The organism is Frankia sp. QA3 (assembly GCF_000262465.1).
GTDB lineage: Bacteria > Actinomycetota > Actinomycetes > Frankiales > Frankiaceae > Frankia.
The window spans coordinates 2,332,508-2,358,698 of sequence record NZ_CM001489.1; the positions used below are offsets into that span (position 1 = coordinate 2,332,508).

The 26,191-nt window shown below is 70.2% G+C and carries 23 protein-coding genes and 1 pseudogene; 13 read left to right on the top strand and 11 right to left on the bottom strand.

The genetic code is table 11. The features are described 5' to 3' along the window. Positions 1–25: 25 nt before the first annotated feature. The gene (locus FRAQA3DRAFT_RS34810; protein ID WP_157467252.1) at positions 26–184 is read left to right on the top strand and encodes a hypothetical protein; all 159 of its coding nucleotides are present in this window, start codon (positions 26–28) and stop codon (positions 182–184) included. A gap of 72 nt (positions 185–256) precedes the next feature. On the opposite strand, the gene FRAQA3DRAFT_RS09570 is transcribed toward FRAQA3DRAFT_RS34810, so the two are convergent. The 3 genes and pseudogenes from FRAQA3DRAFT_RS09570 to FRAQA3DRAFT_RS38585 form a co-directional block, all read right to left on the bottom strand. Continuing rightward, on the bottom strand, positions 257–1,114 hold the full coding sequence (locus tag FRAQA3DRAFT_RS09570; protein WP_009738855.1) for an SAM-dependent methyltransferase: 858 nt from the start codon (positions 1,112–1,114) through the stop codon (positions 257–259). A 768-nt stretch (positions 1,115–1,882) separates the two neighbouring features. After that, positions 1,883–2,278 carry a hypothetical protein gene (locus FRAQA3DRAFT_RS32810; protein ID WP_157467254.1) on the bottom strand — a complete coding sequence of 132 codons (396 nt, stop codon included), beginning with the start codon at positions 2,276–2,278 and terminating at the stop codon, positions 1,883–1,885. Between the two features lie 18 nt (positions 2,279–2,296). Next, a pseudogene (locus tag FRAQA3DRAFT_RS38585) lies at positions 2,297–2,431 on the bottom strand (hypothetical protein); the annotation flags it as partial. On the opposite strand from FRAQA3DRAFT_RS38585, the gene FRAQA3DRAFT_RS34815 reads away from it, so the two are divergent. Continuing rightward, a complete protein-coding gene (locus FRAQA3DRAFT_RS34815) occupies positions 2,411–2,569 on the top strand; it encodes a hypothetical protein (protein WP_157467256.1) in 159 nt (52 codons plus the stop codon). The pseudogene FRAQA3DRAFT_RS38585 and the gene FRAQA3DRAFT_RS34815 overlap by 21 nt on opposite strands. 68 nt (positions 2,570–2,637) lie before the next feature. Here FRAQA3DRAFT_RS34815 and coaA read toward each other — a convergent pair whose 3' ends face one another. Further along, positions 2,638–3,603 (bottom strand): type I pantothenate kinase, encoded by a 966-nt coding sequence (gene coaA, locus FRAQA3DRAFT_RS09575; protein WP_009738856.1) that lies wholly within the window; start codon positions 3,601–3,603, stop codon positions 2,638–2,640. Between the two features lie 235 nt (positions 3,604–3,838). Here coaA and FRAQA3DRAFT_RS09580 point away from each other — a divergent pair, with 235 nt between their 5' ends. After that, positions 3,839–4,726, top strand: coding sequence for a LysR family transcriptional regulator (locus tag FRAQA3DRAFT_RS09580; RefSeq protein ID WP_009738857.1), 888 nt, complete (start codon positions 3,839–3,841; stop codon positions 4,724–4,726). Between the two features lie 10 nt (positions 4,727–4,736). Next, a complete protein-coding gene (locus tag FRAQA3DRAFT_RS09585; RefSeq protein WP_009738858.1) occupies positions 4,737–5,324 on the top strand; it encodes an AAA family ATPase in 588 nt (195 codons plus the stop codon). Positions 5,325–5,351: 27 nt separating this feature from the next. On the opposite strand, the gene FRAQA3DRAFT_RS09590 is transcribed toward FRAQA3DRAFT_RS09585, so the two are convergent. Both FRAQA3DRAFT_RS09590 and FRAQA3DRAFT_RS09595 read right to left on the bottom strand, forming a co-directional pair. After that, positions 5,352–6,011: an NAD(P)H-binding protein gene (locus FRAQA3DRAFT_RS09590; protein ID WP_009738859.1), complete on the bottom strand. Its 660-nt coding sequence runs from the start codon at positions 6,009–6,011 to the stop codon at positions 5,352–5,354. A gap of 256 nt (positions 6,012–6,267) precedes the next feature. Continuing rightward, a complete protein-coding gene (locus tag FRAQA3DRAFT_RS09595) occupies positions 6,268–6,711 on the bottom strand; it encodes a helix-turn-helix domain-containing protein (protein WP_009738860.1) in 444 nt (147 codons plus the stop codon). Between the two features lie 211 nt (positions 6,712–6,922). On the opposite strand from FRAQA3DRAFT_RS09595, the gene FRAQA3DRAFT_RS09600 reads away from it, so the two are divergent. Next, positions 6,923–8,347 carry an MFS transporter gene (locus tag FRAQA3DRAFT_RS09600; RefSeq protein ID WP_051054238.1) on the top strand — a complete coding sequence of 475 codons (1,425 nt, stop codon included), beginning with the start codon at positions 6,923–6,925 and terminating at the stop codon, positions 8,345–8,347. A 114-nt stretch (positions 8,348–8,461) separates the two neighbouring features. Here the strand turns inward: FRAQA3DRAFT_RS09600 and FRAQA3DRAFT_RS09605 are convergent, their stop codons facing one another. From FRAQA3DRAFT_RS09605 to FRAQA3DRAFT_RS34825, 3 genes are all read right to left on the bottom strand, one after another. Then, on the bottom strand, positions 8,462–9,223 hold the full coding sequence (locus tag FRAQA3DRAFT_RS09605; protein WP_009738862.1) for a hypothetical protein: 762 nt from the start codon (positions 9,221–9,223) through the stop codon (positions 8,462–8,464). Positions 9,224–9,254: 31 nt separating this feature from the next. Further along, a complete protein-coding gene (locus FRAQA3DRAFT_RS34820) occupies positions 9,255–9,413 on the bottom strand; it encodes a hypothetical protein (RefSeq protein WP_009738863.1) in 159 nt (52 codons plus the stop codon). A 174-nt stretch (positions 9,414–9,587) separates the two neighbouring features. Then, positions 9,588–9,737 (bottom strand): hypothetical protein, encoded by a 150-nt coding sequence (locus FRAQA3DRAFT_RS34825; RefSeq protein ID WP_009738864.1) that lies wholly within the window; start codon positions 9,735–9,737, stop codon positions 9,588–9,590. Between the two features lie 230 nt (positions 9,738–9,967). On the opposite strand from FRAQA3DRAFT_RS34825, the gene FRAQA3DRAFT_RS38025 reads away from it, so the two are divergent. From FRAQA3DRAFT_RS38025 to FRAQA3DRAFT_RS09640, 8 genes are all read left to right on the top strand, one after another. After that, complete coding sequence (locus FRAQA3DRAFT_RS38025) at positions 9,968–10,093, top strand: hypothetical protein (RefSeq protein WP_255347003.1); 126 nt, start codon at positions 9,968–9,970, stop codon at positions 10,091–10,093. Between the two features lie 189 nt (positions 10,094–10,282). Continuing rightward, positions 10,283–11,983 (top strand): hypothetical protein, encoded by a 1,701-nt coding sequence (locus FRAQA3DRAFT_RS09610; protein ID WP_009738865.1) that lies wholly within the window; start codon positions 10,283–10,285, stop codon positions 11,981–11,983. 43 nt (positions 11,984–12,026) lie between these two features. Beyond that, the gene (locus FRAQA3DRAFT_RS09615; RefSeq protein ID WP_157467258.1) at positions 12,027–14,834 is read left to right on the top strand and encodes a DUF6603 domain-containing protein; all 2,808 of its coding nucleotides are present in this window, start codon (positions 12,027–12,029) and stop codon (positions 14,832–14,834) included. Then, complete coding sequence (locus FRAQA3DRAFT_RS09620) at positions 14,831–17,110, top strand: hypothetical protein (protein ID WP_009738867.1); 2,280 nt, start codon at positions 14,831–14,833, stop codon at positions 17,108–17,110. Before FRAQA3DRAFT_RS09615 ends, FRAQA3DRAFT_RS09620 begins: the two co-directional genes overlap by 4 nt. Then, positions 17,110–20,817, top strand: coding sequence for a hypothetical protein (locus FRAQA3DRAFT_RS09625; protein ID WP_009738868.1), 3,708 nt, complete (start codon positions 17,110–17,112; stop codon positions 20,815–20,817). Before FRAQA3DRAFT_RS09620 ends, FRAQA3DRAFT_RS09625 begins: the two co-directional genes overlap by 1 nt. A gap of 23 nt (positions 20,818–20,840) precedes the next feature. Further along, positions 20,841–22,010 (top strand): hypothetical protein, encoded by a 1,170-nt coding sequence (locus FRAQA3DRAFT_RS09630; protein WP_009738869.1) that lies wholly within the window; start codon positions 20,841–20,843, stop codon positions 22,008–22,010. A 13-nt stretch (positions 22,011–22,023) separates the two neighbouring features. Continuing rightward, on the top strand, positions 22,024–23,172 hold the full coding sequence (locus FRAQA3DRAFT_RS09635; protein ID WP_009738870.1) for a hypothetical protein: 1,149 nt from the start codon (positions 22,024–22,026) through the stop codon (positions 23,170–23,172). A 208-nt stretch (positions 23,173–23,380) separates the two neighbouring features. Continuing rightward, positions 23,381–24,637 carry an EAL domain-containing protein gene (locus FRAQA3DRAFT_RS09640; protein ID WP_051054240.1) on the top strand — a complete coding sequence of 419 codons (1,257 nt, stop codon included), beginning with the start codon at positions 23,381–23,383 and terminating at the stop codon, positions 24,635–24,637. Between the two features lie 253 nt (positions 24,638–24,890). On the opposite strand, the gene FRAQA3DRAFT_RS09645 is transcribed toward FRAQA3DRAFT_RS09640, so the two are convergent. Both FRAQA3DRAFT_RS09645 and FRAQA3DRAFT_RS09655 read right to left on the bottom strand, forming a co-directional pair. Further along, positions 24,891–25,361, bottom strand: coding sequence for a hypothetical protein (locus FRAQA3DRAFT_RS09645; protein ID WP_035920761.1), 471 nt, complete (start codon positions 25,359–25,361; stop codon positions 24,891–24,893). A gap of 381 nt (positions 25,362–25,742) precedes the next feature. Continuing rightward, positions 25,743–26,141 (bottom strand): TIGR03618 family F420-dependent PPOX class oxidoreductase, encoded by a 399-nt coding sequence (locus FRAQA3DRAFT_RS09655; protein WP_009738872.1) that lies wholly within the window; start codon positions 26,139–26,141, stop codon positions 25,743–25,745. Positions 26,142–26,191 lie beyond the last annotated feature (50 nt).

Below are 26,191 nucleotides of genomic sequence, written 5' to 3' on the forward strand. Positions count from 1 at the left end.
CCTGGGTGCCCGGGCGACCCTCGCCGTGCAGGCCGGCTACGGCGCCGTCCTGCGGGACCGCCGTCTGCGAACCCTGCTCATGATGATGCTGGCACTGCTGGTCGTGGCGCTGCGTCCCCTGCTCCCCGCGCCGGTGGGGCGGGCCGGCGAGCCGGCGGTGGCGGCGGGGACCGCCACCGCCTGAGCCGGCCGTGACAAGCACGCCGTCGCCCCCGAATTTTTAGACCGGGGGTAAAAACGGGCTTCGCGGGCCCGGCTACGGCTTGCGGGCGACTCCGCCGTAGGTGCCGACCTGGGCGTCGGACAGTCCGTCCGTCGTGCCGTCGGGCCGCCAGCGCAGGACGTTGAGCAGACCGGGGTCGACGAAGTCGAAGCCTTCGAAGAAACGGAGCACCTCGTCGCGGGACCGCAGGCGCGTCGGAATGCCCTGCTGCCGGTAGATCTCCGCCGCCGATTCCGCCTCCGCCGGGGCGAAGTCCGCGGTGCCGTGCGTGAGCGACAGGAAGCTACCCGACGGCAGGGCATCCGTTAGCGTACGGACCAGGCCGTACGGATCAACCTCGTCCGGAATGAAGTGGAGCATTCCGATCAAGGACAGGACAACCGGCTGGTCCAGGTCGAAGGTGTCACGTACCTCGGCGGAGGCCAGGATGCGCGCGGGGTCGTGGAAGTCGGCGTCCACGTACGCGGTATGGCCTTCCGGGCTGCTTGTCAGCAGCGCCCGGGCATGCACGAGCACGATCGGGTCGTTGTCGACGTAGACCACCCGGGAGTCCGGCGCGAGCTCCTGGGCGACCTCGTGCAGGTTCGGGCTGGTGGGAATGCCGGTCCCGATGTCGAGGAACTGCCGAACGCCAGCCTCGCGGGCCAGGTAGCGGGTCGCCCTCAGCATGAACGCCCGGTTCTGCTGGGTGGTGTTCTGGACGTCCGGGAAGACACTGATGATCTGCTCGGCGGCGGCCCGGTCGGCCGGAAAGTTGTCCTTCCCGCCGAGGAAGTAGTCATAGACCCGCGCCGAATGCGGGATGTCCATCTTCAGATCGGCCGAGATGAATCTCTGTGCCGCGGGAACACTCCGTGACGCGCTCGACACCTCGTCCTCAGCCGTAGCCACCGCGACCGCCCTCTCCCCGTCTGACGCTCGTCAGACCCTCCGTGTACCTCACCTTAGCGGTCAAATCGCCCACAAGCAGTCATGGGTTCGGCCTTCCGAGGAGCCGGGCTCCCGATGCGGAAAGGGTCCCACGCGGCTCCGCCCCGGGCCGCCGTTTCGGTCGCGTGCACACGGACTGCGGCCCGGTCGGCAGCATGCGCCCTGACCTGGGATTTCACGCACTACCGTGCTCGCTCCGGGTGCCGTGACCCCGTCAGAGCGCGCCGCGCCGCCGCTCCTGCGGGGTGCCGGGAAGCGGTGGAGGCAGGGAGTGCGGTGGAGGCAGGGAGTGCGGTGGAGGCAGGGAGTGCGGTGGAGGCAGGGAGTTCAGACCGGGCCCCGGCGGCGCTCAGGGGTCGTGGGATCCTCGGGTGGCTCGGAACCGGGCCCTTCGCCTGGCGCCCAGACCGTCCGATCCACCAGGCCGTGAGGGTAGCGTCCGGAACCGTCCTTGGACGACGCCCGGACACCCCGGACACCAGCGAGCGCCGCGCCGCGGGCGCGGCCGCACTTCCGGCAGGCAGTAACAGAGATCATCGGAACGACCCTCTCCGCACCGACGTCCTCGCTCACTTCTTCACCCGCCCACCGCCGCCACACGCCGTGCACTTCGTGACAGCATTCCCAGCGAACCGGCCGTCCCCTCCCCGACCCGAGCACGCGCCGAGAGGTCTGTCTGCTCCACCAGCGATCCCCGGGGTTTGGCACTTGCCGGTGTTCATTCTTTGATCATCGGGAGCAGGGCGGCTGGTAGTCGACTTCGGCCACCACGGCTTTCCATTCCGCCTCGCTCAGCCGGTTGGTCGGCTTGGCACAAGCATTTTTCACCAGACGGTCCGCGCTACTGGTGGCCAACAGGTTCTCAGCCAGGCTGAAATCCATACTGGTGATGTTATTGGTGTGGCCCGCAAGAGTGGCGAGGGGTCGGGCAACCCGGCCGCGTGAAGCGGTATCCAATACCCGTATTCTATTAATAGACCTGTCGGCAACCAGCAGATTTCCACCCGGACCGAATTTCGGAAAGCTGTCCAAGTGATGGCCTGAGGTAGGAACGGTGGTACCGGCGAAGGTGGCTACCAGTGGCGGACTTGCCTCAGCGTGGTCCGCGACATCCCATACCTGCACAGTATCATCGTCGGCACCGGAAGCCAGCAGCTTTCCGTCTAGACTGAACCGAACTGTAAAACCGCCGGTGACGGTAGCATAGGGCCGAGCGGTCTGCCCGCGGGCGCTTGTATTCCACGGCTGTACGGTGCCGTGACTGCTGGTAGCCAGCACCGTCCCGTCGGGGCCGCGGCGACCCTCGCCGTGCAGGCGGTCACCGCAATGGGCGGCGGGCTGCTGTGGGAAATTGCGGTCGACCGGTTATCCCAGCGAATGATCGTTCCGGCGGTGCTGGTCCTCGCGGGCTGCTGAGCCTGCTGCTCACGATGCTGGTTCTTCTGGTCATCTCGCCGGGCAGACCAGATCGGGCATAGCCCCGGCTACCTCGAGGTGACCGGCGCGATCGGTGCGGGCGGGCTGTCGTTCGCCTTCACGCCCAACATCGTCGTGGCGGTCGTCGTGCAGTTCGTGGCCATGCCTCGCCGGGAGAAGGTGCCCCGCTCCACGCTGCTGGGCGCCAGCGGGCTGATGTTCGCGCTGGGCTGGGCCTTCGTCGGGGCGGCCGGCGCGGCCCTGCCCTGGCACCGGGGCCTGTCTCTGATCATCGTCGTGATCGCGGGCAGCGCGCTGGCCGCCGCGCTGGTCGTGGCGTCCCCGCTCCCGCGTACGAGTACCTCCCGCACCGCGTGATCGGAACCCTTTCGCACGATGACGTCGGCCCGCTCCCGGGTGGGCTGGATGTTCTCGACCAGGTTGACCTCGTTGATCTCCCGATAGCGCCTCGTCGCCTCCTCGGCGATCTCGGCCGCGGAAAGGCAGGCGTACCGACGAAGATGCGCGGGAGGATTCCCGCGTGCCGTCCGCAGGAGTGTCCGCAGGCGAGCCACATACCATCGGCGCAGATCGTCGAGCTCGGCGTCCACATACAGGGTGAGGTCGAAAAGGTCGGTGAGGTCCACGGCCGGGCCACGGCCGTCCGGGCGGCGACATGACTGCAGGACGTTGAGACCTTCGACGATCAGGATGTCCTCCCGACCCACCGTCACCGACCGGCCCGGCACCACGTCGTAGTGCTCATGCGAGTACACCGGGACTCGCACCTGCCGGCCCGCCCTCGCCGCCGCGAGGAACCGCAGCATCGCCTCCTGGTCGTACGACTCCGGAAAACCCTTGCGATCCAGGAGTCCGCGCCTCTCCAGGATCCGGTTCGGATAGAGAAAACCGTCGGTCGTGACGCTGCCCGTACTCGGGGCCGCCGGTCGGCGGGACAGCAGCTCGCCCAGCACCCGCGCGATGGTGCTCTTGCCGACGGCGACCGGCCCGGCGATCCCGATGAGGAGGGGCATTGTCGGATCTCTCCCTGGTCCTGGATATCCGCCGCCGAAACTGTCGGGGTCGGCACCCGTCCAGCAGCACTCGGGCATCCGTGACCAGGACCCGGGTCCGTGGACACGCCGCATTCGAGACCGCGGACGGGTTGCCGCCACGCTGTGATTCCGTGCACCGTCATCGTGAGACGAACCCGGACCCAAGTCAATCAGAGGGTTTGGTTCATCAGACCCAAGTGATAGCTTGGGTCAGGTGACCCTCGAGGATCTGCGGGTGTTCGTCGCCGTCTGTGCGGCCGGCAGCCTGGCCAGCGTCGCCCGGGACAGCTCCCGATCCCAGTCCGCCGTGAGTCAGCACGTGAAGCGGCTCGAGCGGGCGACGGGCCTGACGCTCATCGAGCGGCAGACGCGCGGAGTCGTTCCGACGCCCGCCGGTCGGCTGCTGTATCTGGCCGCCCTGAGCGCCACCGCCTCCCTGGACGATGCGCTGCAGCATCTGGACGACCTTCGCCGGGGCGTCGGCGGGGCCGTCCGGATCACCACCGGCGGCGTCACCGTGCGGCACTTCATGGCCGAGGCCGTCGCCGCGTTCCGTGAGCGCTATCCGAAGGTGACGCTGGAGTTCCACGCGGCGAACTCGACCCAGCACTGTGTCCAGATCCTGCAGGCGGGCCAGGTCGACCTGGCCTGGATCACGCTGGGTCAGCCGCTGCCCGGCATCGAGCAGCGGCCCGTGATCGACCTTCCGTGGGTGCTCGTCGTGCGCCCCGACGACCCGCTCGCCGAGCGCGCCGTGATCCGGCCGGAGGATCTGGGCCACATCAGTTATATTGCTCAGCCCGAGAACTCGACCTCACGTCTGCGACTCGAGGAAAGCCTCGTCCGACTCGGCATCAGCCCCCCGGCACCGGCGGGAATCGCCGACTGGGACACGGCCCTTCTCCTCGCCGAACTCGGCACCGCCCCGGCCATCCTCCCGGCGCTGCCCGGACCTACGCCGCTACCGGAAAGCCGCACCAGGATGATCCCGATTCCCGCACTCACGCCACTCGCCGTGGGCTGGGCGGCCCGCAGCTGGCGGGCGCTCTCGCCCTACGCCACCAAGTTCGCCGACACCGTCGCCGCCGCCCTGGAACCGTAGACTGCGCCGCATGTCCCAGGGCCCCGAGCGCGACCTTTACGTCGTCACCGGCATCTCGGCCAGCGGAAAGTCGACGGTGGCCCGCCTGCTTGCGGACCGCCTTTCGCCCAGTGTCCTGGTCGAGGGCGACGTGCTGCGGGTGATGGTCCGCAATGGTCGGGAGGAGATGACTGCGCAGCCCACCGCGCCGGCTCTGGCCCAGCTCGATCTGCGGTATCGACACGCCGCCATGATCGCCGATTCCTATTGTCGAGAAGGGTTCCACACCGTTCTCGAGGACGTGATTGTCGGCCGGCTCCTGGAGGTATTCCTGTCGTATCTGCGAAGCCGTCCGCTGCGGCTCGTGATCCTGGCTCCCGACGTCAACGTGGTGCAACGACGGGAGGCGGGGCGCGACAAGGTCGCGTACGGCACCCGGTGGAGTCCCGCCCAGCTCGACGCCGTCCTGCGCACCGAGACCCCGCGCATCGGCCTGTGGCTGGACAGCGGGGCGCTGACGCCGGAGCAGACGGTCGACGAGATCCTGCGCCGCCGCGACGACACCCTGCTGCCGGACCCGGACCCGGACCCGGACCCGGGCCCGGCGGCGCACGCGTAGGAGTAGGCGTAGGAGTCGCCGCGGGGCCTACGCCTCGAGCACGACGACGACGTCCTGCTCCTTCGCGTCGACCAGGACGTCGCACACCCGTTCGCCGATGACGTCGGAGCCGAGCATGCCCTTGCCCGGCTCACCCGGCTGGCCGAAGCCGTGGACCATTGCGCGGATCATGACCTCGCGGACCAGCACCTCGCTGGCGCGAGCTTCCCGCTCCAGGTGCCGGTACAGCATCCGCTGCGCCGCCTGGGCCATCGACACCACACCCATCCCACGAGCCGGGATGTCGGCCATGCCGCCGCCCATACCCAGGTAGACCGCGCCCGCCGACAGGGCCGGCAGAAAAGTCGTCGCCGCGCTCAGGTGCAGCTGAAGGTAGGGGCCGAGGTGGTTGTGGGCCTGCTCCCAGGTCGTCGAGAGAACCGGCGTGGGCGTCCACGGGATGTTGACGGCCACGACGACGGCATCGGCCGAGGCCAGGTCGAGGCGCGCCGCCAGCTCGGCCGCCTGCTCGGCGTCCGCGACGCTGCCGACGACGGTCTTGACGCCCGCGAACTCGTCGGGCAGTGCGTCGAAGCCGACGGTGTCGCGGTCGACGGCCGTCACCTCCCAACCCCGCTGGCGAGCCGCGGCGACGATGCCACGCCCGACGTTTCCAGTCCCGCCGACGACGATGAGGGAGAAGGCCATTGGGAGAACCTAGCGAAGGATGCCGCCCGGCGTCAGATGCCAGCAGATGTCGACAAGCCTGGCAACCAGGTGGTAAGGACCACGGCGGTACACGGTGCGTTCGACGGCGGAACGGGGCATGTCCCCCACGTACCGCGCCCGGCTGGTGTCGTGGCGTGCGTCCATCTTGAAGAGGCTGGTCGAAGGCGTCGTTGTAGGCGTCGAGCCAGGCGACCACTCGGGTCGCCCGCCCCTCGCTCTCGTACCCGGTCGCCGGTCAGTTTGCCTCGTCGAGGACCGCTTCCTCGGCCCTCCGGCGGTCGTACTCCGCCCGGGCCGCGGCGATCTCGTGCTGGGACCCCTCCGTCCAGTCGACCAGGGCCTGGATCGTGGCGTGCAGGGTCGACCCCAGCGGGGTGAGCGCGTAGTCCACGCGCGGAGGAACAACGGGATGCACGGTCCGGAGGACCAGGCCGTCACGCTCGAGCTGACGCAATGTAACGCTCAGCATTCGCTGACTGATGCCGTCGATGGCGCGGCGGAGCTCGGTGAAGCGCAGGGTCCGGCGGTCGAGCAGGGCGATGACCAGCAACGACCACTTGTCCGCGATTCGATCAAGGATCTGGCGAACCTCGCAGCCCTCCCGGACGTCCCACTGGAGAACGTCGTAGTCCTCGGTATCGAGGCAGTAACCCGGTGACTTCGAAGTGCCTTCTTCCATGCTCCGCGATGCTAGCCCATCATCCTTCGTAGTCACAAGAGGGAACCGACTGGCGTAGCCGGATCCAGCCGGTCTCCGTGAAACCGTGCCACGCGTTTCCATGAAGTCGGGTCCGCGTGCAGACGGCCATTTTCGTGCGCATGAAAACTGTTGCGAAGGAGTACTATTCGTGTCCACACCGGAATCAACACTGAGCAGCGGCACCGACCGCATGAGCGGGCGCGCCCGAGGCGTGCTGCTCGTGCTGTGTGGCGCGATTTTTCTCGAGGGCATCGACGTGGCAATGCTCAACGTGGCCCTGCCTTCGATCAGGTCCGACCTGGGGATGTCCACCGGCGAGCTGCAATGGGTGATGAGCGCCTATGTGCTCGGATACGGCGGCTTCATGCTGCTCGGCGGCCGCGCCGCCGACCTGTTCGGCCGCCGGCAGATGTTCCTGTTCTGGCTGGGGGCGTTCATCCTCTTCTCCGGGCTGGGCGGCCTGGCCAACGAGGGGTGGGTACTGATCCTCGCCCGGTTCGTGACCGGGGTGGCCGCCGCGTTCATGGCCCCGGCCGGCCTGTCGATCATCACCACCACATTCGAGGAGGGCGCGGTGCGCAACCGGGCTCTCCTGATCTACGCGGGCGTCGCGGCAGCGGGGTTCTCGATCGGGCTGGTCGTCGGCGGACTGCTCACCACGGTCAGCTGGCGTTGGGTGTTCTTCACTCCGGTCATCCTGTCGATCATCATCATGATCGCGTCCGTTTCCCTGATCGAGAAGTTCCCCCGGCCCGACCGGACGGGCCAGCGGGTCGACCTGTTCGGAGCGGTCACGGTGACCGGCGCGATTCTGCTGCTCGTGCTCACGGTCGAGCGGGCCACCCACGTCGACGTGGGCTGGACGATCGGCACCGCCGCCGCCAGCTTCCTGCTCTTCGTCGCGTTCGTGGTGGCCGAGCGGGTCGCGCCGATGCCCCTGGTTCGGCTGGGGATCCTCCGCAACGGCTCACTGGTCCGTTTTAACATCGGGGCCCTGGTCTTCTCCGGCGGCTTCTTCGCCTTCCAGTTCATCGCCGTGCTCTACCTGCAGGAGCTGCGGCGCTGGTCAACCGTCGAGACGAGCCTGGCACTGCTGGCGATCGGCGTGGACTCGGTGTTGTCTCCGACCCTCACGCCACGGCTGGTGAACCGTTTCGGCAACCATCGGGTGATCTTCGGCGGGATGCTCCTGGCGGTGCTGTCCTACGCCTTGTTCCTGCGGGTCGGGGCCGACTGGACTTACGCGGCGATGTTCCCCACGATGCTGCTGCTCGGTATCGCGTTCTCGCTGACGTACGGCCCGCTGACGATCGCCGCCACGGACGGCGTCGACGAGGAGGAGCAGGGGCTTGCCGGTGGCCTGCTCTACACCTCGTTCCAGTTCGGTGCCGCACTCGGCCTCTGCGCGGCGACCGCCGTGAACATCGCGGCCACCGGGGAGGACGGTTCGACGCAGACCCTGTTGGACGGCTATCACGCCGCCCTTCTCGTGCCGCTGTCGGCGGCCATCCTGGGCGCCGTCGTCAGCGCCTTCGGTCTGGGTCGGGCTCCCACCCGCGACGAACCCCCGGGCGGAACCCAGGCCGAGGTACCGGTCCCCGTTCAGGTCGGGTAGGGACCCGCGGAGCGATCCGAGGGAACTCCCCGGGATCAGCGGATTCTCGCCCCGGCCAGTCGGCCGGTAGCGCAGTCGACGTCGCCACGGTCGGCGAGGATCCTCGGCGGCCGATCAGCTGGCTGTGGGCGGCCAGACCGGTGGCAGAGTGCGGCCGAATGCCTCCAGCCAGCCGGGCGGCGGAATCTCGTACGGCCGCAGCCGGGTCATGTGGCCGTCGTCGACAAGCAGCGCCTGGCCATCACGCAGCCGGCTCGTCGGCCGTCCGACCAGGGCGCCGACGCGCCCGTCGTAGGACTCGCTGTGCCGGCGGGTCAGCACGATGCCGAACTGGTTCAGAATGTCGCGGTGCACGCGGCGCAGGCCGCCCGTGTCGATGGTCGCGATCACGAACACCCCGGCCTCGGAACCCTCCTTGAGCAGGAAGTCGAGCGGCACCCCGACTCCGGCCGCGCCGTACCCGTAGGGCGAGGCGTCCAGCCCGCGGCAGCGGTGCAGACCGTTGAGGATGACGAACCTGCAGTCGGCGACCAGGTCCACGGTGTAGGCATCGTCGGGCGCCCGCGTCTTCACCAGGTCCGCGAGCGCTTCGAGATGCTCGAGGCAGTGCACGGCGCCGTGCCGTTGCAGGCCGGGCGGCAGCGTCGCCAGGTCGGCGTGGACGGCGCCGTAGCGGTGGTTCGCCGGGGTGAAGTCGATCACCGAGACGACGTCCGGGCGCAGGGGATCGCGGCCGACACCCGCCGCGGCGAGGGCGGCCACCGTCGAGGTCACCCGCACCGCCCGTTCGGTCTCCTGGATCACCCGGTTGGTGTGAATCCGGAGCTGCTCCAGCTCGTCGAGAAAGGGCTCGTCGGGCCCGTGCGCCTCGCTCATCGCCGTTCTCCGTTCCGATGCCCGTCGACGGTCACGGTTGCTCGTCAACCGGAGGGTGGGGATCGGCGACGCGCCGCGCCTCCCGGGCCTGTTCGAGCCCCTCCGTCGCCTGGTCGAGTCGATGCCGGCTCGCGGCAAGCTCCGCCTTGGCGCGGCCGACGGCAGCCGCGGCGGCGGAGGTGTCGCACATTGTCCTCGGCCTGGCCGGCCAGGCGGGTCAACCAGCCACTCAGCTCGGCAACCGTCCCGTTGACACCGGCAATGGTGGTGGCCAGCAGCCCGACATGCGCGGCGAGCGCATCGGGATTCACCGATGCGAGTGCCATCCGCCCTCACCCCGAAAGTGCCGTGTCCTGACGACGACTCAGGGACCGCCGAGATAGTCGTCGAGCGGCCCGGCCTTCTTCCGCAGCTTCGCGGCGAGCTCGTTGGCGGTGCCGAGGAAGGAGCCGAACCTGCCGGTCACCTCGGCCACCTCGTCGGCGAAGCTCCGGTAATCGGACTGCCATGGCATCCGGAGTCCGCCGGACGAGCCCGTCGCACAACGGCCTGACCGCCGGCCTTCCCCCGAAGGCACTGTCAATCCGCGCTGCCCACGGGGAGGCCCCGCTCGGCGCGCGCATGGTCATCGTCGCAGCGCGAGGCCGCTCCCGTGGCGTCTTTCCGTGAACTGACGGTGGCCCGGCGCGGGGCACGTTTTCCCCGTCGACTCATCCGGCGCCCGGATCGCTGGTCCGCGACCCGGTGACAACGCGCCGTCCCGCCGACCGATCGACGGGGTGGCGGTGCAGGCGCGCTGGGCTGGAGAGCGACGAGGTGGTGCGCGAGGCCGCCTACGGCTACCAGCCCGACGAGCTGCTCCAGCGCTGAACCTCCCACGGCCGCCGCCCCATCCGAGGCGACCGCCGACAAGATGGCCACGAAAGCCCCTAAATCAATCTGCGGCGCCCGCATTTCCGCGGCTCGAAATCCCTGATCTTGACGCGGTCTCTTCAGATGCCTGAGAGTCGAGAACCGATGCACCGTGGATCTCGCTCTCCAGGAAGAGGGACCGTTGGCATGTCGGACGAACTGGTGCAAGCGTTCTTCACGGTGCGGGACGGGACGAGTCGGATCGGGTTTGTCGTCCAGGGTGGGCGGGTGGCCGGGTGGGACTGGGCGGCCCGGCAGGTTGCCGCCAACACCCTGAGGATCGGCGAGAGATGGCCAGAACTGGCCGACAAGGCACCTCAGTTCACAGCCGGGTTCGATGCGGCGTTTACTCCTCCGTCGCGTAATCCGTGGACGGTGGTGCTGTGTGGGGACATGTGCGTGGAGCTACAGCCGCTCACCGGCACGGCAACCTCCCCGTTCAAAATCGACGAATATCTCCCGGGACTGCCGCCCGCGTTCCAGAGTGGGATCGACGCGGCGCTACCGGCTCCCGGCAACAACCGGTTCCACCTGTTCAAGGGCAGCCAGTGCGCCTTGTACGACATGCGCTCCTCCGAGCTCATCGAGGTGAAATCGATCGAGGCGACCCTGACTGGGCTCGGGAACTACGCGCCGCAGTTCGCCACCGGGATCACCGCGGCGACGTCCGACCCCGGAGACGGCCGGTTCTACCTGTTCAAAGGCGACCGGTACACGAGCGGAGTGCTCGCCGAAAGCCGGGTGGACCAGGCGGCGGCCGAGATCAACGACACGTCGTGGCCGGGACTGGTGGCCGCGTTCACTCCGGGCCGGCTACTGGTCCAGTACCACTGGAAGCCCCAGGAGGAACCCAATCTGGATCTACCCAACCTCCGGGGCGTGGATCTGGCATCGGGACGCGAAACCGGGGTGGTCGCCGGAGTGCACGCCTTCACCATCCCGTATGACAGCCTCAACTTCAGTCCCGATGGCCGTTATCTCTACTACTGCCCGCCCGTCCTGAAGCCGCGCGTGTGCTGGAACATAGGTACCGGAGAGCACCTGGAGGACCTCGCGGGCGGCGTCGCCCTGTTGGCGGGAGTGCAGTTCAGCCCCGATGGGCAGCTGGCTCACTACGTGGGCCTGTTTCAGGGTTTCACCACCCAGCTGGTCACGGCCCGGACCGGGACCTTCGACCTGGTGAGCCAGATCCCATTTTCCGCGACCCCGAATTCCGCTGAGGCCGCCGAGGCGGGGGCGGACCCTCGTTCGGACGGAAGCTCCCCGGGCTTCAGCTTCGCGGTCGGTCCCGAGGGGCGGTACGTGTACATAGCTCAGAACTATTCCGACACACTCCACGTGCTGCAGGTGGATCTCCAGGAAAAGCGGGTCACCCGGAATGAGCGGATCGTCGGACCCTACGGGGTGCTGGATCTGCGCGTACACCCCGACGGACACACCCTGTACTTCCTGGAAAACTACAGACTGGCCTCCTTCAACCTACAGACCGAGGAGGTCCGCCGCGCCGGTCATCTGCCCGAGTTCTCCGGCCTGGGTCTCTGCCGGCCCACGGGGGAGCTGTACGGCTTGGTCAGGGGAGCGGGCGGCGGCGTCAGGGTGATCGAGCCCGCCACCTTCGCCGAGGTCGGTCGGATCCCCGTCGCCGCCGGCGGAGGTCCGGGTACACCGCGGGGAATCACCTTCAGCCATGGCGGAACGCGCGCGTACGTGTGCGACAGCGGTTCCCCCTTCTCGGTGGCGGTGATCAGCACGACCGCGCGGTCCAAGGACGCCTCGATAGCGGTACCGATGCCGCCGGGCTTCCCCGCCGGGTCGATACCGGTCGGCGTGGCGCACTCCATCCGCTGAATCCGGTCAGAGCCCCGCCCCGTTCCATTGTCACCTGGGAGAGATGATGGCCGCACGCGCGCCGATGCCGCTGTCCGAGCTCGTCAACGAGTACCTGCGCCCGTTGGGAATCACGCTCCCGTGGCCGGCGGCGTTCGCACCGATACTGGAAGAGATCGTCGTCGACGAGGACGCGGGCGGGCGTGGCGACACGCTGGTCACGGCGTGGACCCCGGGGTTCGGTGACGAGACGGGCGTGCCGTCGCCCGCCCGGTTCGTGCTGCTGGTCACCAAGGCGGTGATTCCCGGCTCGACGCTGGTGGTGGGGCTGCTGGATGCCCCGCTGGGGTTCGACGGCTCGCGGTTCACGCTCGTGGGCGAGTTCATCCCGAACGGGGCGCTGGCGTTCCCCAGGGTTCAGGTGGTCCTCACGACCAAGGAGCTCGACGTGGGCACGGTGGGGGTCCTCAACGGGGTCCTCGCCGGGTACGGGGTGAACCTGGAGGTGCCGCTGCCCAACGCGATGAGCGCGCACACGTGGTCGAAGTATCTGTCGGTGTGCATCCCCTGGCAGCTCAAGGGCGGCACGATGCCCGCACTGTCGATCTTCTGGGCGTCGGAGGACGAGTCGGACGGCAACAAGGAGAAGAGCATCTCCTTCCCGGGGATGCCGGTGTCGTTCGGGCCGTTGACGCTGGTGGGGGTGCGACGGGGCACCGTCCGGGACCACTGGCGGGTGGAGCTGGTCGCGAACCTGATCGTCGGCGGGCAGGATTTCTCGCTGGACGGGCTCGGGCTGGCGATCCCGGTCGGATTGAAAGGACTCAAGCCCAAGCCGGAGCTCGCGGGGGCGGCGCTGTCGCTGCACCGGCTGATCCCCAAGCTGAACGTCGACGCGGCCCTGCGGTACACCGGGCTGGGCGACGACCAGATCTCCTACGGGCTGGCGGGCCTGGTCCGGGTGCAGACCAATGCGGTGACGGTGCTGGGAGCCGGCGCGTTCTCCCGGGCGGTCGCCGACTACTCGATGGTGTTCCTGTACGCGGAGGCGCTGCTCAAACCGGGCACGGCGTTGTTCGGGCCGCCGCCGTTCACGGTGATCGGGCTGTCGGGCGGGTTCGGGATCAACGCGACGGTGCGCGCGCCGACGGCGGCGCAGTTGCCGGCGTTCCCGCTGATGAACCGGCTGCAGGCGGCGCCGGGCTCGGGCGAGGATGCCCCGCCGCCCCCCGAGCCGCTGGAGATGCTCAACGATCTGGTGAGCAAGACCGGCTGGGTGCGCCCCGAAGAGGGCTCCTACTGGATCGCGATGGGGTTGACGTTCACCTCGTTCCGGTTCGTGGAGACCAAGGCCCTGGCGCTGGTGGAGTTCGGCAACCGGCTCAACATCATGATTCTCGGGCGGACGTCGATCACGTTGCCCAAGCACGCCGACCCCAGCAGGAAGGTGCACGCGCGGCTCAACCTCGACCTGCGGTTCGCCTACCTGTCCGACCAGCATCTGCTGACGCTGGAGGTGGCGGTGGGACAGGGATCGTTCCTGTTCACCGAGACCGCCGAGCTCACCGGCGGGCTGGCGTTCTGCGTCTGGACAGGCGGCGGCAAGGGCGGCGACTTCGTCCTCACCCTGGGCGGGTACCACCCGCAGTTCCTGGTGAACATGCCGAAGCACTACCCGGCGGCGGCCCGGCTGGGCTTCCGCTGGGAGCCCAGCAGCCAGGTGGTGGTGCAGGCGCAGGGGTACACCGCGCTCACCCCAGGGGCGATCATGTTCGGCGGGGCGCTCAGCGCCCGCTACGACCTGGGCGGCGTCGTGCAGCTCAGCGCCTGGTTCACCGCGCATGTGGACGCGCTGATCCAGTGGAAGCCGTTCTATCTGGACCTGGCGATGGGGATCTCCATCGGGGTCTCGGCCACCCTCAAGATTGCCTTCATCAAGGTGCGGATCGCGATCGAGGTCGGGATCACGCTGCAGTTCTGGACGCCGCCGACCGGCGGCCGGGTGACCGTGAAGCTCTGGTTCATCGAGTTCGGCTTCGATCTCGGGTCGGCCCGCCTCGGAGCGCCTCCGGTGCTGTGGGGCGAGTTCCAGACGCAGCTGCCCGCCCCGATCCGCACCACGGCGGTGAAGGGGTTCCTCGCCGACGTGGAGAAGGGCGAGTCGCAGGCGCGGGCTGCGCGCCAGGGCCCGCCCCTGGCATCGATCGACGGGTTCACCCTGGCCACCGAAGCGGCGTTGCCGACCTCGCAGATCACGGTGAACGGCACCTCGGAGTACGACGGCCCGAAGATCGACATTCGGCCGATGCGGCTCACCGGCGTCGACTCCCGGCAGCTGGTCACGATCACCCGGTCCGAGGGCGGGCAGGAGGTCCCATCCGACCTCCAGGGCTGGGAGTTCACCCCGATCAGGCAGGACCTGCCCGGCGCGCTGTGGGGGACGCCCGCGCCCTCGCCGGAGGAGATGGCCGCCGGGCCCGGGCTGGTGAAAGACCGCGTGACCGGGCTGCTGATCGAGGTGCCGCCGCCGCGCCGGGGCGGTTCGGTCGGCCCCGTGACGGCCGCGGCGCTGAGCTATGAGCCGCTGGACGACGGCGACCTGCCCCTGCGCGACGCCACCGCGGCGGGGCCCGCCCCCCGCGTCGCAGACGCCACCATCCAGCGGATTGCCGAGACCCTGGCTGAGGCGACTGCGGCCGAGCGGACCGCCGTCCACGAGGCCCTCGCCCGCCTGGGGCTGGAAGTCGGCGAGGACACCGACGGGTCTCTGGCGGAGTACGCCGAGCTGATCCCCCGCACCATGATCAACAATCCGTTGGTCACGGCCGCGCCCGTCCCCGTCTCCACCGCCCCCACGAGGGAGCCCCGTTGACCGACACAGCCCCCAGGACCGACGCAGCCCCCAGGACCGACGTCGCTCCCGGGACCGACGAGAGGCTGCAGGTCACCCTTGTCGACCAGTACACGCCCCGCGCCACCGCCGGCATCTACACCGTCCGGTCCCGGCATGAGCTGTGGAAGGACGGCCAGCGGGTGGACACGGCGGCGCTGCCGGAGTCGTCCCAGACCTTCGAGATCCGGCCGGTCAGGTTCACCCTCAGCCCGAACTCGGTCCACGCCTACTACCCGCCGCACGACTGCGCCGGCAGGTACGCGAACGTGCTGCCGCACATCACCCTCAACCGGGCGGTGCTGCCGTGGGAGCGGGAGCTTGCCGGCGACCGCGCCGAGGCACACGCCGGGTGGCTGGCGCTGCTGCTGTTCAAGGAAGGCGAGTTGCCGGACGACCCGAAGGCGGGCGGCGTGACCGTCGAACGCCCGGTGCGGGACCTGATCGACTCCGGCGACGCGGCAGTGATCGGCCCGGACCTGAGCGGGCCCTCCCTGACCCCCGAGGTCCTGGCCAGCAGATGCCAGACGATCGACGTGCCCGCGGCGGTCTTCGCCCGGATCCTCCCCACCCGCGAGGAGATGTTCTACCTGCAACACGTCCGCGACGTCACGACGGCGACGCGGCGGGCGGGCGGGGAGGTCCTCACCGAGGGCATGTTCGCGGTGATCACCGGGAACCGGTTCCCCCGCGACACCGGCTTCTACGCCTGCCACCTGGTGTCCCTGGAGGGCTTCGAGCCGCACGTCGGCCCGAACCCGCCCACCGGCCACAGCACGGTCCGGTTGTGCTCCCTGCGGTCCTGGTCGTTCCAGAACGACCCCGACAACGTTGCGGACATCGCCGGCATGCTCGCCAACCTCGCCGCGCCGAGCAGGGAGGACCACGCCGACAACCTGCTGCTGCGGCTCAATCCCCCGGCGCCGTCCACGCCGTCGACATCGTCCGCGTCGTCGGCGCGAACCAGCGGGTCCAGCTCCGAGACCTACGTGCGGGAACGGCTGCGACTTGGCTACGTGGCCACCCCGTTTCGGACACTGTCCGGGGAGACCACCTTCGCCTGGTACCGGGGACCGTTCGCCCCGGTCGCCACCCCCGACCTCCCGGACCCGGGGCTCGCCGCCGGGCACACCACCTCCGACCATGCCCTCATCTACGAGGAGGAGCACGGTCTGTTCGACGTTTCCTACGCCACCGCCTGGACTCTCGGGCGCACGCTCGGCCTGGCCGACCCCGACTACGCCGCCGACATCATCCGGGCCCGCCGCCAGCTGCACAACCGGGCCGCGACACTGCGCAAACTCGCCGCCGATCCCGCCCGCGCCGCCGCCGACCCCGACCGTGAGCGGACCCTGCGCGGGCTGCGGCAGCTCGAGGCATTCGGCGGTCGCTCCCTGGCCGCCGCCCTCGCCGCCCCCCTCGCCGAGACGCCACCGCCCAGGCCCAGGCGCCGCGCGGCGCCGTTGGGCGTCCCGCAGCTGCTGGCCGACGAGCGGGCCGCGGGCCTGCTGCGGGCGGCCGCCGAACGGGCCACGGGGGCGATGCCCGCGTGGCTGGACCGGCTCGCCCGGTTCGAGGGGGTGCCGTTCTGCTATCTGGTGCCGTCGGCCGAGATGCTGCCGGGCGAGTCGCTGCGGCTGTTCCGGGTGGACCAGGCGTGGCTGCGGGTGCTGGTGGCGGGCGCGGCGGACGTGGGGTTGCACACCTCGCTCGACGTGGCGCTGGACCCGCAGATCCGCGGCGCGGTCGCCCGGGCCCGCGGCAGGGAACTACCCGAGGCGGGACTGCTCGTCCACTCCCGGCTGCTGCGGGCGCTGCCCGGCCTCGAGGTCACCGCCTACCGGAAAAGGCAGCCGGTCACCGAGCTGCGCCGGGATCTGCTCGGCCCGGAGATCCTCCTGGTCCTGTTCGGGCAGGTCCCCGACACGGTGGAGTTCCGCGAGCCGGGGCAGGGCATCCATTTCGGGATCGATCACGGCGGCGTGGTGATGCTGCGCAGCCTGGATCCGGCCGATCCGGGCTGGTCGCTGGAGGAGGCGTTCCCCACCGGCGGCGAGACCGTCTTCGAGCGTTACCTGCGGCCGGCCCCCGGCGGCGACACCCCCGACGTGCTGCGAGTGCGCGACCTCGCGCGTGGTCTGGGCGGCGCGTTGGGGCCGGACCGGACCGACCTGACGCAGAGCGAGTTCGCGCTGCAACTGGTGAACGCGCCGTTGCTGCAGCAGTTCCGTTATCTTTCCAAGCCGGGGAGCATGTGATGCCCGACATCGACCTGATCGTCCCCGTCCAGGTGCACGCGCTGGTCGTGAACCGGGCGGTGACCGAGCAGGAGAGCTTCGCCCGGTGGAAGCTGAACTTCACGGCGATGCTCTCCGACGACAAACCCCCCGCCGAGCCGCCCCCCGGGGACACCGTCGACATCAATACCGGCGTCTATGTGCAGTGGCAGCTCCCCGAGGCCCTCACCTCCGGGCTTTTCGATCCCGAGGACGGGCAGACGTCGTTTCCGCTGGTGCCGAACCGGTGGCTGGTGGTGCGCACCTACGAGGTACCCAGCGGGCTGCCCGACGAGGGGCGGCGCCACGCCGCCGCGTGGGTGGTGCAGTCGGACTATCTGCGCCTGACCCACGGCGGGTCCCAGCGGGGCACCGTGCAGTTCCTGGTGAGGGACGCGGCGACGGGCGAGCTGCGGGCCGACCAGCTCGGGCGGGCACACGACCTGCGGGCCGGCGGCTGGGAGGAGCCCGGAAACGAGCTGTTCCTGACCGCGGCGGGGCCGGGGATCCCGGCATTCGCGGGATTCCAGCCCTACCACGAGAACGTGTTCTCCTTCTACGACACCCTCGAAGATCTGACGGGACCCGCCTGGCCGGACTATCCGGGGCCGAGCACCCTCAGCTACGCGGTGATCGGCTGGTACTCGCAGGACGCGGCGGACATCCTCGCCAGGGCCGAGGAGATTCCCGGGCTGCTGCCACCCGACCCCGCCGACGCGCTGCCCCCCGGGGAGAACCACCCGCTCCCCGACGACCTGCGCACGGCACAGCGGGTGCTGCACGGCCTGCGCTGGCATCTGCCGGGCCTCACCGACCTGCCGGCGGACTCCGACGGGAAGGGCGCGCCGAAACCGACCCGGTCGCTGTACGCGGGGAGCGCGCTGGGCATCCGGTGGAACTACGCCGACCTTGAGAGGCCCCCGTCGGACCCTCGTCCCGGCCACGAGGCCCAGAAGGTCGCCTTCGGGCACAGCACCGCCGACGCGCTGGAGGCACTCGCCGCCCACCAGACGGGGTCACGGGAGACCGGGCGGCTGCTGTCGGCGCTGTACAGCGGAACGATCGACGGCCTGGACGCGGCCGACGGCGAGTACGACTTCGACGAGGTCACCCGCCGGGCCTGGTTCTCCGCCCGCTCGGGTGGCTACACCTGGCTGGTGGTGCCGCGCGACAACGGCGACGGGGAACCACCGCCGTCCACCTCCGCCGCACCGCAATGGCTGGACGAACTCAACGCCTTGCAGGCCGACTACGAAACAGCGGCGCAGGAGCTGGACGACGCGCAGGCGCGGCTGCGGACCCTGTGGTGGCTCAAGGAGCTGCCCGAGCATCCCGACAGCTTCGATGCCGCGGCGGCGCAGGCACAGTTCAACGCCTCGTCCGACACGACGCTGGCCCACCGGGCGGTCACGGCGGCGGCGACCCTGCGACGGCTGGTGCAGACCGAGGGGCTCCCCGACGCACTGCTCCCCGCGGACCTGGAGCCGCAGATCGCGGCGTACGCGGAGAAGGTCGGCCTGGACGACTCGCTGGAGCTACGGCGGCTCGCCCGCGGCGACTTCCACTCCACCGCGGACCCGGCGATGGTGATCGCGGGCGGCGGGCTGACCCAGCCCCTCACCCGCAATCCCGGCGAACCCCTGCCGACCCGGCTGGAATCGGAGCTGATCACCGCCGTCACGGTCAACGGGCGTCCCGAGTCGCCGCCGCCGCCGCCGCAGGTGAACCTGGCCGGTCTTCCGGCGGCGGCCGGCCCGCTGCTGCGTGAGTTCGCCGCCCTGGACCTGGCCGCGATCAGCATCGACCACGGGTCGAACCGGCCCGCCCTGGAGGTCGCGCTCGAGGACCGGTCGCTGATCGAGGGGACCCCACCGGAATACGCGGGGATGTGGCGGCAGCCCTGGCTGCCCCTGTACGTCCAGTGGGACCTGCGCTACCACGCGATCCCTTACCAGGATGAGACGGGCAGACACTGGGCGATCAACGACGACGGGACCGAGTACGCCTGGCTGGGCACCGGGGACGCTCCCGGCGACGGCATCGACGGCCCGTCCTGGCTTGCGTTCACCGGGCGGGCGCCGATCACCCCGTCGGCGCCGTACGTGGCGGCGGCACAGATCGACCGGCTGCTGGAAACCCACGGCGCGGCCCGGGACGCCGGGCTGCGGGCGCTGCGCGACGACTACCGGGACATGGACCTGCTCGCGCAGACCCTGGAAGGGTTCAACGACCATCTGCTGATGCGCGACATCGGGGTGCGCGCGGTACTGCCCGGCGACATCACCCCGCTGACCGGGGACGTCGCCTACGTCCCGGCCCCCGGGGACGACGGGGACGGCTCCCGGCCCCGGTTCCAGCCGCTGCGCGCCGGGCAGCTCTACTTCCGGGATCTGCGGGTCATAGACCGGTTCGGCCGCTCCGTGGTGATCACCAGTGTGCCCGGGGACCGGTTCAAACAGTTCACCCCCGTTCTGGCCGACAGCGTCACCCCGACCGAACCGCTTCATTCCACCGCCCCGCAACGGTTCCTGCAGCTGCCGCCCCGCTTGCTGCACGACGCCCGCCTCCGGTTCGAGGTTGCCCGCGCGCAGGACGACCAGGCGCTGCCCCCGGGCCGCGCCACCCCGGCCGGCACCCACACACCGATCGCCGGGTGGCTGCTGGTCAACCATCTCGACCAGAACCTGCTCCTCTACGCCGCCGCCGGGGATCCGGTCGGTGAACTGCGGGAAGTCGGCTCAGGGGTGGTGTTCACCCCGCTACCCGGCTCGGCCTACCGCGACGAGACCGACCCGGCGTTGCGCACCGACCATCCCCACCTCGCCGGGTTCGTCCACGCGCTGGTCGGGCCACCCGCCCGGTTCACCGCGCTGCTCAACACGATCAACCACTCCGTCCAGAGCATCCTCGACCCGGCCGCCGAAGACGACCGCAGCCCGGCCAAGCTGATCGGCCGTCCCCTCGCGCTCTACCGCGCCCGGCTCAACCTGGAACTGCGCGGTGAACCGCTGACCAGCCAGGCGTGGGACCAGGCGGTCACCCCCGACACCCCCGAATACCCCACCTACCCGTGGCCGATCCGCCTGGGCGACCCCGACCGGCTCGCCGACGGACTGATCGGCTACTACGCCAGCGACTCCGGGCCGGGCGGCAACACCGACTACACCCAGCTGCACGTGACCCGACCCGTCTGCGCGGACCCCTACCTGGTCGAGATCGGAAACGGGGAGGGGATCGCGCTGCCGGCCACCCCACCGGGCTCCGAGGAGCGGATCCACCACCTGACGGTCCTGGCCGATCCGCATGTGCCGGTCCACGCCACCACGCACATCCTGCCGGTCATCGCGACGCAGCTGCCCGGCGACCTGGTCCACCAGGCGTTGCGCCGCATCCGCGCGGCGTTCCGGCTCAGCCCGCTGCTGGCCCCGGTCCGGGTCTTCGAGCCCCGGGAGGCCCCACCCGCGAGCCGGACGGATGGGGCGACCGAACACCTGGTGGTGGTCCACCCGGCCGCGCACCACGGCACCTGGACCTGGGCCCAGCCGTACACCGCGCCGGGCGAGACGGAGCTGAGCTGGACGGAACTGCCGCTGCTGGCCGCCGACCAGCAGGCGCACCTGGACGATCCGGTCCCGCACGCCCGGGCCGGCTACCTGCTGCTCGACCCGCCGACCGACCGCGACGAGTGACCTGCCCGAGAGGAAGCCCCCGCATGGCCATTCACGCTCCCCGCGCCGGCACCCTGCTGGCCTACACGCTCCTGACCGACCCCCCGGTGGTGCGGGCGAGTGGCAAGGACGACCCCGAGCCCCTGCGGGTCATGCTCAAGATCACCGCCGGGGAGGGATCCACCACCTACCTGCAGAAGATCGAGATCAGGTATCGGATCGGAAACGACGAGGCCGCCCTGTCACCGACCGAACCGTCCACGGTCGGCATGGTCGTCGAGCGGCGCAGCCCCACCGACCTCGGCGGAACCTGGACCAGGAGCAAGAGGCGCGACGGCGAGAACGCCGTCTTCACTTTCACCCCCGAAACCGACTTCGACCCGTGCGAGCTGTCCGGCAGCGACACCGTCACCCTGGCGCTCACCGGCCTGTCGGCCAGCGAGACGATCGGGACCTGCTACGTCGACGTCACCGAGTGGACCTCGACGACCGACAGCGGCTACCAGCCCCGGCCGGTGGACCCGCTGCCGGTCGACAAGTGGCCGACCGACTTCACCTTCCACAATCTGCGTCCCGACCACATCTCGGTCGAGCGGGGCGAAAGCGTCACGCTGAGATGGGAGGCGAGCCTGGGCCCCCGGTACTGGATGCACTGGGACAGCGACAAGACGTCCGTCACCGGCCTGTCGACCTGGCCCTCACCGGAACTGACCAGCACGACAGCCTTCATGCTGGTCGCCGAGCGGTCGGTGGACGGCGGCGGCACCCCGATGATCTACGCGCTCACCACCGCCGTCACCGTCCGCGAACCCGATCTCAAGGTCGGCAACCTGGAGGTCAACGGCATCGTCCAGGTCCAGGGCGCCCGCCAGGACCTCGACGCGCCCACCCCCGCCCCCACCGACAACATCAGATACTTCCAAGCGCCCACTGACGGCACCGTCGTGGGCTATGTGCAGGCAGCCAGCGGCGGCCCCGCCGCGACCGTCGCCGTGACGGTCAGCCGGACCGGCGTCAACGAGTACACGATGCGGTTCACCTCCGACAACAGCGTCTCCTCCCGGCCGCCCACCGAGACCCCGATCAACGTCCCGGTACCCAGAGGCGCCCAGCTGACGGTCCGCCTGTTCGGCCAGCAGGGCGACAGCAGCGGCCTGACCTGGCTGCCGCGCGGCGTCGGACAGCTCACCGCGATCACCCCGCCCGCATCCTGACCTCGGAGTCCCCGTGTCCCAGCCCGTCGCCGCCACCGAGGCCGCGCCCCTGCTCGACTACACACTCGCCTTCGACCCGGACCCGATCCAGGCCGGCCGCCCCTGCACCCTGCGGGTGACCGCACGGGCCGGGAACACCCCCGTGTACATCCGCAGGACCGTCCTGACCCTGCCCATCGGCACCGGCGCCACCGCCCTCACCGCCAACCCGAGCGGGATCCGGCGGTTGGCGGTAACCGGCGGCGACCACCCCCACCAGGGCGAGGGCTGGCGCATCGCGGCCCCCTCCGGCGGGTCGTTCACCGCCACCCCGACCCTCGCCCGGGGATGGCTGCTGGCCGTCACGCCGCTCACCTTCGGCCTCGCCGACATCGCCGTGAACGCCGCGCCCGGGACAGCCGAGTTGCAGATCGCCGAGGACAGCTCCCTGGACGGCTCCTCCTGGCAGACCCGCACCACCCGGCTGGCCCTGCCCAAGTTCCCGGCGAACTTCTTCTTCGCGGACTTCCGGCCGGACACCATGCTCGTCCCCAACGGCGGCCACGCCGTCCTGTCCTGGAACGGCTCTCCCGCCGTCTACACGATGACCTGGCAGAGCCACTCCGGCGGCCGCGGCGGCTCGGCCGTCGTCAGCGACCAGAACCCGTGGACCTCCCCGGCCCTCCACGACACCACGGTCTTCCGCCTGGCCGCGAGCATGCCCGGGGCAACGGCCGAACGGGTACTCACCGCACTCGTCTCCGTGGCCCGTCCCCACCTGTCGGTCCACGACCTCACCGCCCTGGACACCGTCCAGATGATGGGCACCAGCCAACCCATCGAGGTCGGCCTGGGCACCACCCACTCCTTCACCGCGCCCACCGACGGAATCCTCCTCGGCCGGGTATCGGCGAACGCCGGCGGCCGGGCCACCGGCATCAAGGTCACCGCCAGGGCCCCCGGCACCGGCACCGGCACCGTGGAGTACGTCAACGACTTCGCCTCCGACAACTCCGACACCGCCAAGCTCCCCGCGGAAACCCCGTTCCACCTCCCGATCCGGCGCGGCGCCCAGGTCACCGCGGTCTGCCGCCACCTTGACCCGCCCAGCGTCCCGGAGAGCCCGCAGCCCTACTTCTCCCTTGTCTGGATCCCCGACGGAGACGCGATCAGAACCAACTGACCAATCGCCAGGCGCAGCGCACGCAGCCCGGTCCGTCTGCCGGTCCGGTCCGGTCCCGTCCCGTCCGTGCCGCTGGTCACGGCGATCAGGCCGCTCGTGTCGGCCAGACACGGCCAAGATCACAGTCGGAGCGTACATGTTGGTGTACGACCAGTTACGGGGGGCATGGCGGTGATGGGTGCCGGATGGCGTGGACGGGGTGAGGGCGATGTCACGGGCGGAGTCGGCGTTCGGACCGCCCTCGGGTGGCATCGAACCGGATACGACGGTCACGGAGCTGCTGGGGATACTGCGCCGCCACCTGGCGATGGATCTCGCCTACCTGGCACGGGCGGACGGGGAGTACCTCGTCCTTCAGGTGATCAACGGAGACGGTAGGCGGTTCGGGCTGGCACCAGGGGTCAGGGTCCGGCCCAATCCCGGGTTGTACAGGAGTCTGCTGGCCGGCACGCTCCCGAAGGTGGTCGCGGACACCCGACGTGATCACCACATGGTCGATGTGCCGGTCATGGAGGAGCTGGGCATCGGGTGCTACGCGGCGACGGTGGTGACCGACAACGACGGCGAGGTCTTCGGGGTACTCGGGTGCATCAGCCGTGATCCGCGGCCGGATCTTCGCGAGCGGGACAGTCGGTTCCTGGGCCTGGTCGCCGCATACCTCAGCGACGCCGTCATCGACCTGCACCGGATCTGGGAGGCCCGCAGCCAGGTCTGGCGCAGCGTCAGCCAGATGATCGACGCGGGCGGCCCGAAGATCGTCTACCAGCCCGTCATCGACCTGGCGACGGGTCGGATCGCCGGGGTGGAGGCGCTGTCCCGGTTCCCCTACGAGCACCGGGAGCCGCCCCGAGGCCCGCAGGGCTGGTACTCCGACGCCACGACCGTCGGCCTCAGCGCCGAACTGGAACTGGCCGCGATCCGCCGGGCGCTACAGGTGATACCCCAGCTACCCGCCGCGGTCTGTCTCGCGGTGAACGCCTCACCGACCACCATCACCTCCGGGCTGCTCGACGTTCTCCACGACGACGAGACCTGTCGACGTCTGGTCGTGGAAATCACCGAACACGAGTACTTCTGCGATGACACGAAGGTCCTGTGCGCCGTGCGGGAGCTACGCGCCCGCGGCGTGCGGATCGCGGTCGATGACATCGGGACCGGCTACGCGGGTCTGGAACAGCTCATCGAACTGCACCCGGACATCGTGAAGCTGGACTATCTGATCACCCACGGCATGGACACCGACCCGGCCCGCCGGACGACCGCCGCGGCACTCGTCATGATCAGCATGGAGTTCGGTGGCTGCGTCATCGCGGAGGGCATCGAATCCCCCGCCGAACTTCACACAGCCCTCGACGTGCACATCCCCTACGGCCAGGGCTACCTCCTCGGCGCCCCCGCCCCCACCGCCTCCCTTGCCTGCGCAGGAAGGAAAGGCACCAGCCTCATATCAACCGTAGCCCGGTAGCCGCACCCTGCGGGCAGTGACGCGGCGTTCGGCGCCCTCGGTGTCGAGCCAGCCCGACCACCGGCCAGCGCGGCGGGGCCGGCCGACAGCAGCCCGAACCCGATGAGCCGCCGCGCGGCCGGGCGCAGGCTCGGATCGCCGGTGGCGTCCAGCATGGTCGCGCTCAGCAGCGTCCCCGCCGGGCCGACCGCGTTCGCGAAGGACCGCCGCTCGCACCCGGGTCGGTTTCACTTCCACCGGCAGAGCTGGGGGTTCAGCTGTCCGGGTCGAGCAGATGCGGATGACCGGGTCGGTAGGTGAACACGTAGACCCCCGCGGCGCCGGCGCGGTAGCGCTCGACAGCGGCGGCGAACATCTCGTCGCCGTGCAGGCGGCTGAGCAGCGTCACCGCCAGCCCATGGGACGGTTCCACCGCGGTGAACAGATGCGCTGTCTGCGCACAGTGATGCCGCAGCCGCCGTGCCCAGGCACTGGCGGACCGGGCCAGATCCGCGTCGAGGACTGCCGGGCCTGACCGTTCGAGCTGAGCCACCGCCCAACGCAGATCACCCGGCAGCCGATCCAACTCCCCGCCGCCGGCACAGCCGGCCCGGGCGGCAGCAAGATGGTGCGTCAGGTAGGTCCACAGGTACGGCTCATCCGCCGGCAACTCCCACCAGCGGCTGGCACCGTCCTGCTCGACTCCGACATCCGCCCGGAAGGAGTCGAGGAACCGCCGCTGCAACCCTGCTACCTCGCCAGCAGCCCGGTGACGCAACGCCGCATGGCTATGATCAGGTAATTGCAGGCATTCCCGACGTCGATCGTCACCGGGGTCGATGGTCGCCAACGCCAACTCGACCAGCGCGTCACACAGCACCCGTGATTCGGCTGCCGTCAGCCCGGGGGCACCCGCACGCGGCGGGACCAGCCGGCGGACACAGACGCGTCGAGCCCACCCAGCTCCTGCCTCGGCTCGACGTCCGCCCACCAGCGGCTGTCCCCTCGGAAGGGTCCGAGGAACCCGAGACTGCTACTCGCGTACTCGCGTTTGTCCCGCCGCCGCTGATCGTGAAGGGCCGTATTCTGTGCACCGGTGTAGACGCGGCGGATCACCGGGGGCGGTTCAGTACAGGCCCATCACCCGATCGACGGTGATCTCGATGACGAGGAGCCCGCGCGGGTTGGGCGGACGCGACCGGTACCGTCGCGTGTACTGGCGCACCCCGTCGGCGACCCGGCCCGGGTCGTCCGAGGCCACCGCGGGGCCCTCCAGGGTGAGCCAGCGGCCGCCGTCGACCTGGCAGATGGACACCCGCCCGCCCGGTCGCGCCAGCACGTTGCGGGCCTTGCACCGGGAGGCCACGGTCATGACGCGGGCGAGCCGGGCGTCGGGGTCCCAGGTGAACCGGACCGGGGCCGCGTGCGGCGAGCCGTCGGGCCGCAGGGTGATGAAGGTGCACAGATGGTCCTCGGCGAGGAACGCCTCGGCCGCGGGAGGCGGGATCACCGTGTGCCGCCGCATGGGCCGCTCCTGTCCGGGTCCGTATCCGGGTCGTAGCTGACGTCGCGAGG

What these genes read in the sequence shown, in the direction of transcription:
- FRAQA3DRAFT_RS09625 (WP_009738868.1), top strand. Translation starts at nt 17,110, where the DNA reads ATGCCCGACATCGACCTGATCGTCCCCGTCCAGGTGCACGCGCTGGTC.
- coaA (WP_009738856.1), bottom strand. Translation starts at nt 3,603, where the DNA reads ATGCCCCTCCTCATCGGGATCGCCGGGCCGGTCGCCGTCGGCAAGAGC.
- FRAQA3DRAFT_RS34825 (WP_009738864.1), bottom strand. Translation starts at nt 9,737, where the DNA reads ATGCCATGGCAGTCCGATTACCGGAGCTTCGCCGACGAGGTGGCCGAG.
- FRAQA3DRAFT_RS09585 (WP_009738858.1), top strand. Translation starts at nt 4,737, where the DNA reads ATGTCCCAGGGCCCCGAGCGCGACCTTTACGTCGTCACCGGCATCTCG.
- FRAQA3DRAFT_RS09640 (WP_051054240.1), top strand. Translation starts at nt 23,381, where the DNA reads ATGTCACGGGCGGAGTCGGCGTTCGGACCGCCCTCGGGTGGCATCGAA.
- FRAQA3DRAFT_RS09655 (WP_009738872.1), bottom strand. Translation starts at nt 26,141, where the DNA reads ATGCGGCGGCACACGGTGATCCCGCCTCCCGCGGCCGAGGCGTTCCTC.
- FRAQA3DRAFT_RS34820 (WP_009738863.1), bottom strand. Translation starts at nt 9,413, where the DNA reads ATGTGCGACACCTCCGCCGCCGCGGCTGCCGTCGGCCGCGCCAAGGCG.
- FRAQA3DRAFT_RS09605 (WP_009738862.1), bottom strand. Translation starts at nt 9,223, where the DNA reads ATGAGCGAGGCGCACGGGCCCGACGAGCCCTTTCTCGACGAGCTGGAG.
- FRAQA3DRAFT_RS09610 (WP_009738865.1), top strand. Translation starts at nt 10,283, where the DNA reads ATGTCGGACGAACTGGTGCAAGCGTTCTTCACGGTGCGGGACGGGACG.
- FRAQA3DRAFT_RS09615 (WP_157467258.1), top strand. Translation starts at nt 12,027, where the DNA reads ATGATGGCCGCACGCGCGCCGATGCCGCTGTCCGAGCTCGTCAACGAG.
- FRAQA3DRAFT_RS09595 (WP_009738860.1), bottom strand. Translation starts at nt 6,711, where the DNA reads ATGGAAGAAGGCACTTCGAAGTCACCGGGTTACTGCCTCGATACCGAG.
- FRAQA3DRAFT_RS09630 (WP_009738869.1), top strand. Translation starts at nt 20,841, where the DNA reads ATGGCCATTCACGCTCCCCGCGCCGGCACCCTGCTGGCCTACACGCTC.
- FRAQA3DRAFT_RS09600 (WP_051054238.1), top strand. Translation starts at nt 6,923, where the DNA reads ATGAGCGGGCGCGCCCGAGGCGTGCTGCTCGTGCTGTGTGGCGCGATT.
- FRAQA3DRAFT_RS09590 (WP_009738859.1), bottom strand. Translation starts at nt 6,011, where the DNA reads ATGGCCTTCTCCCTCATCGTCGTCGGCGGGACTGGAAACGTCGGGCGT.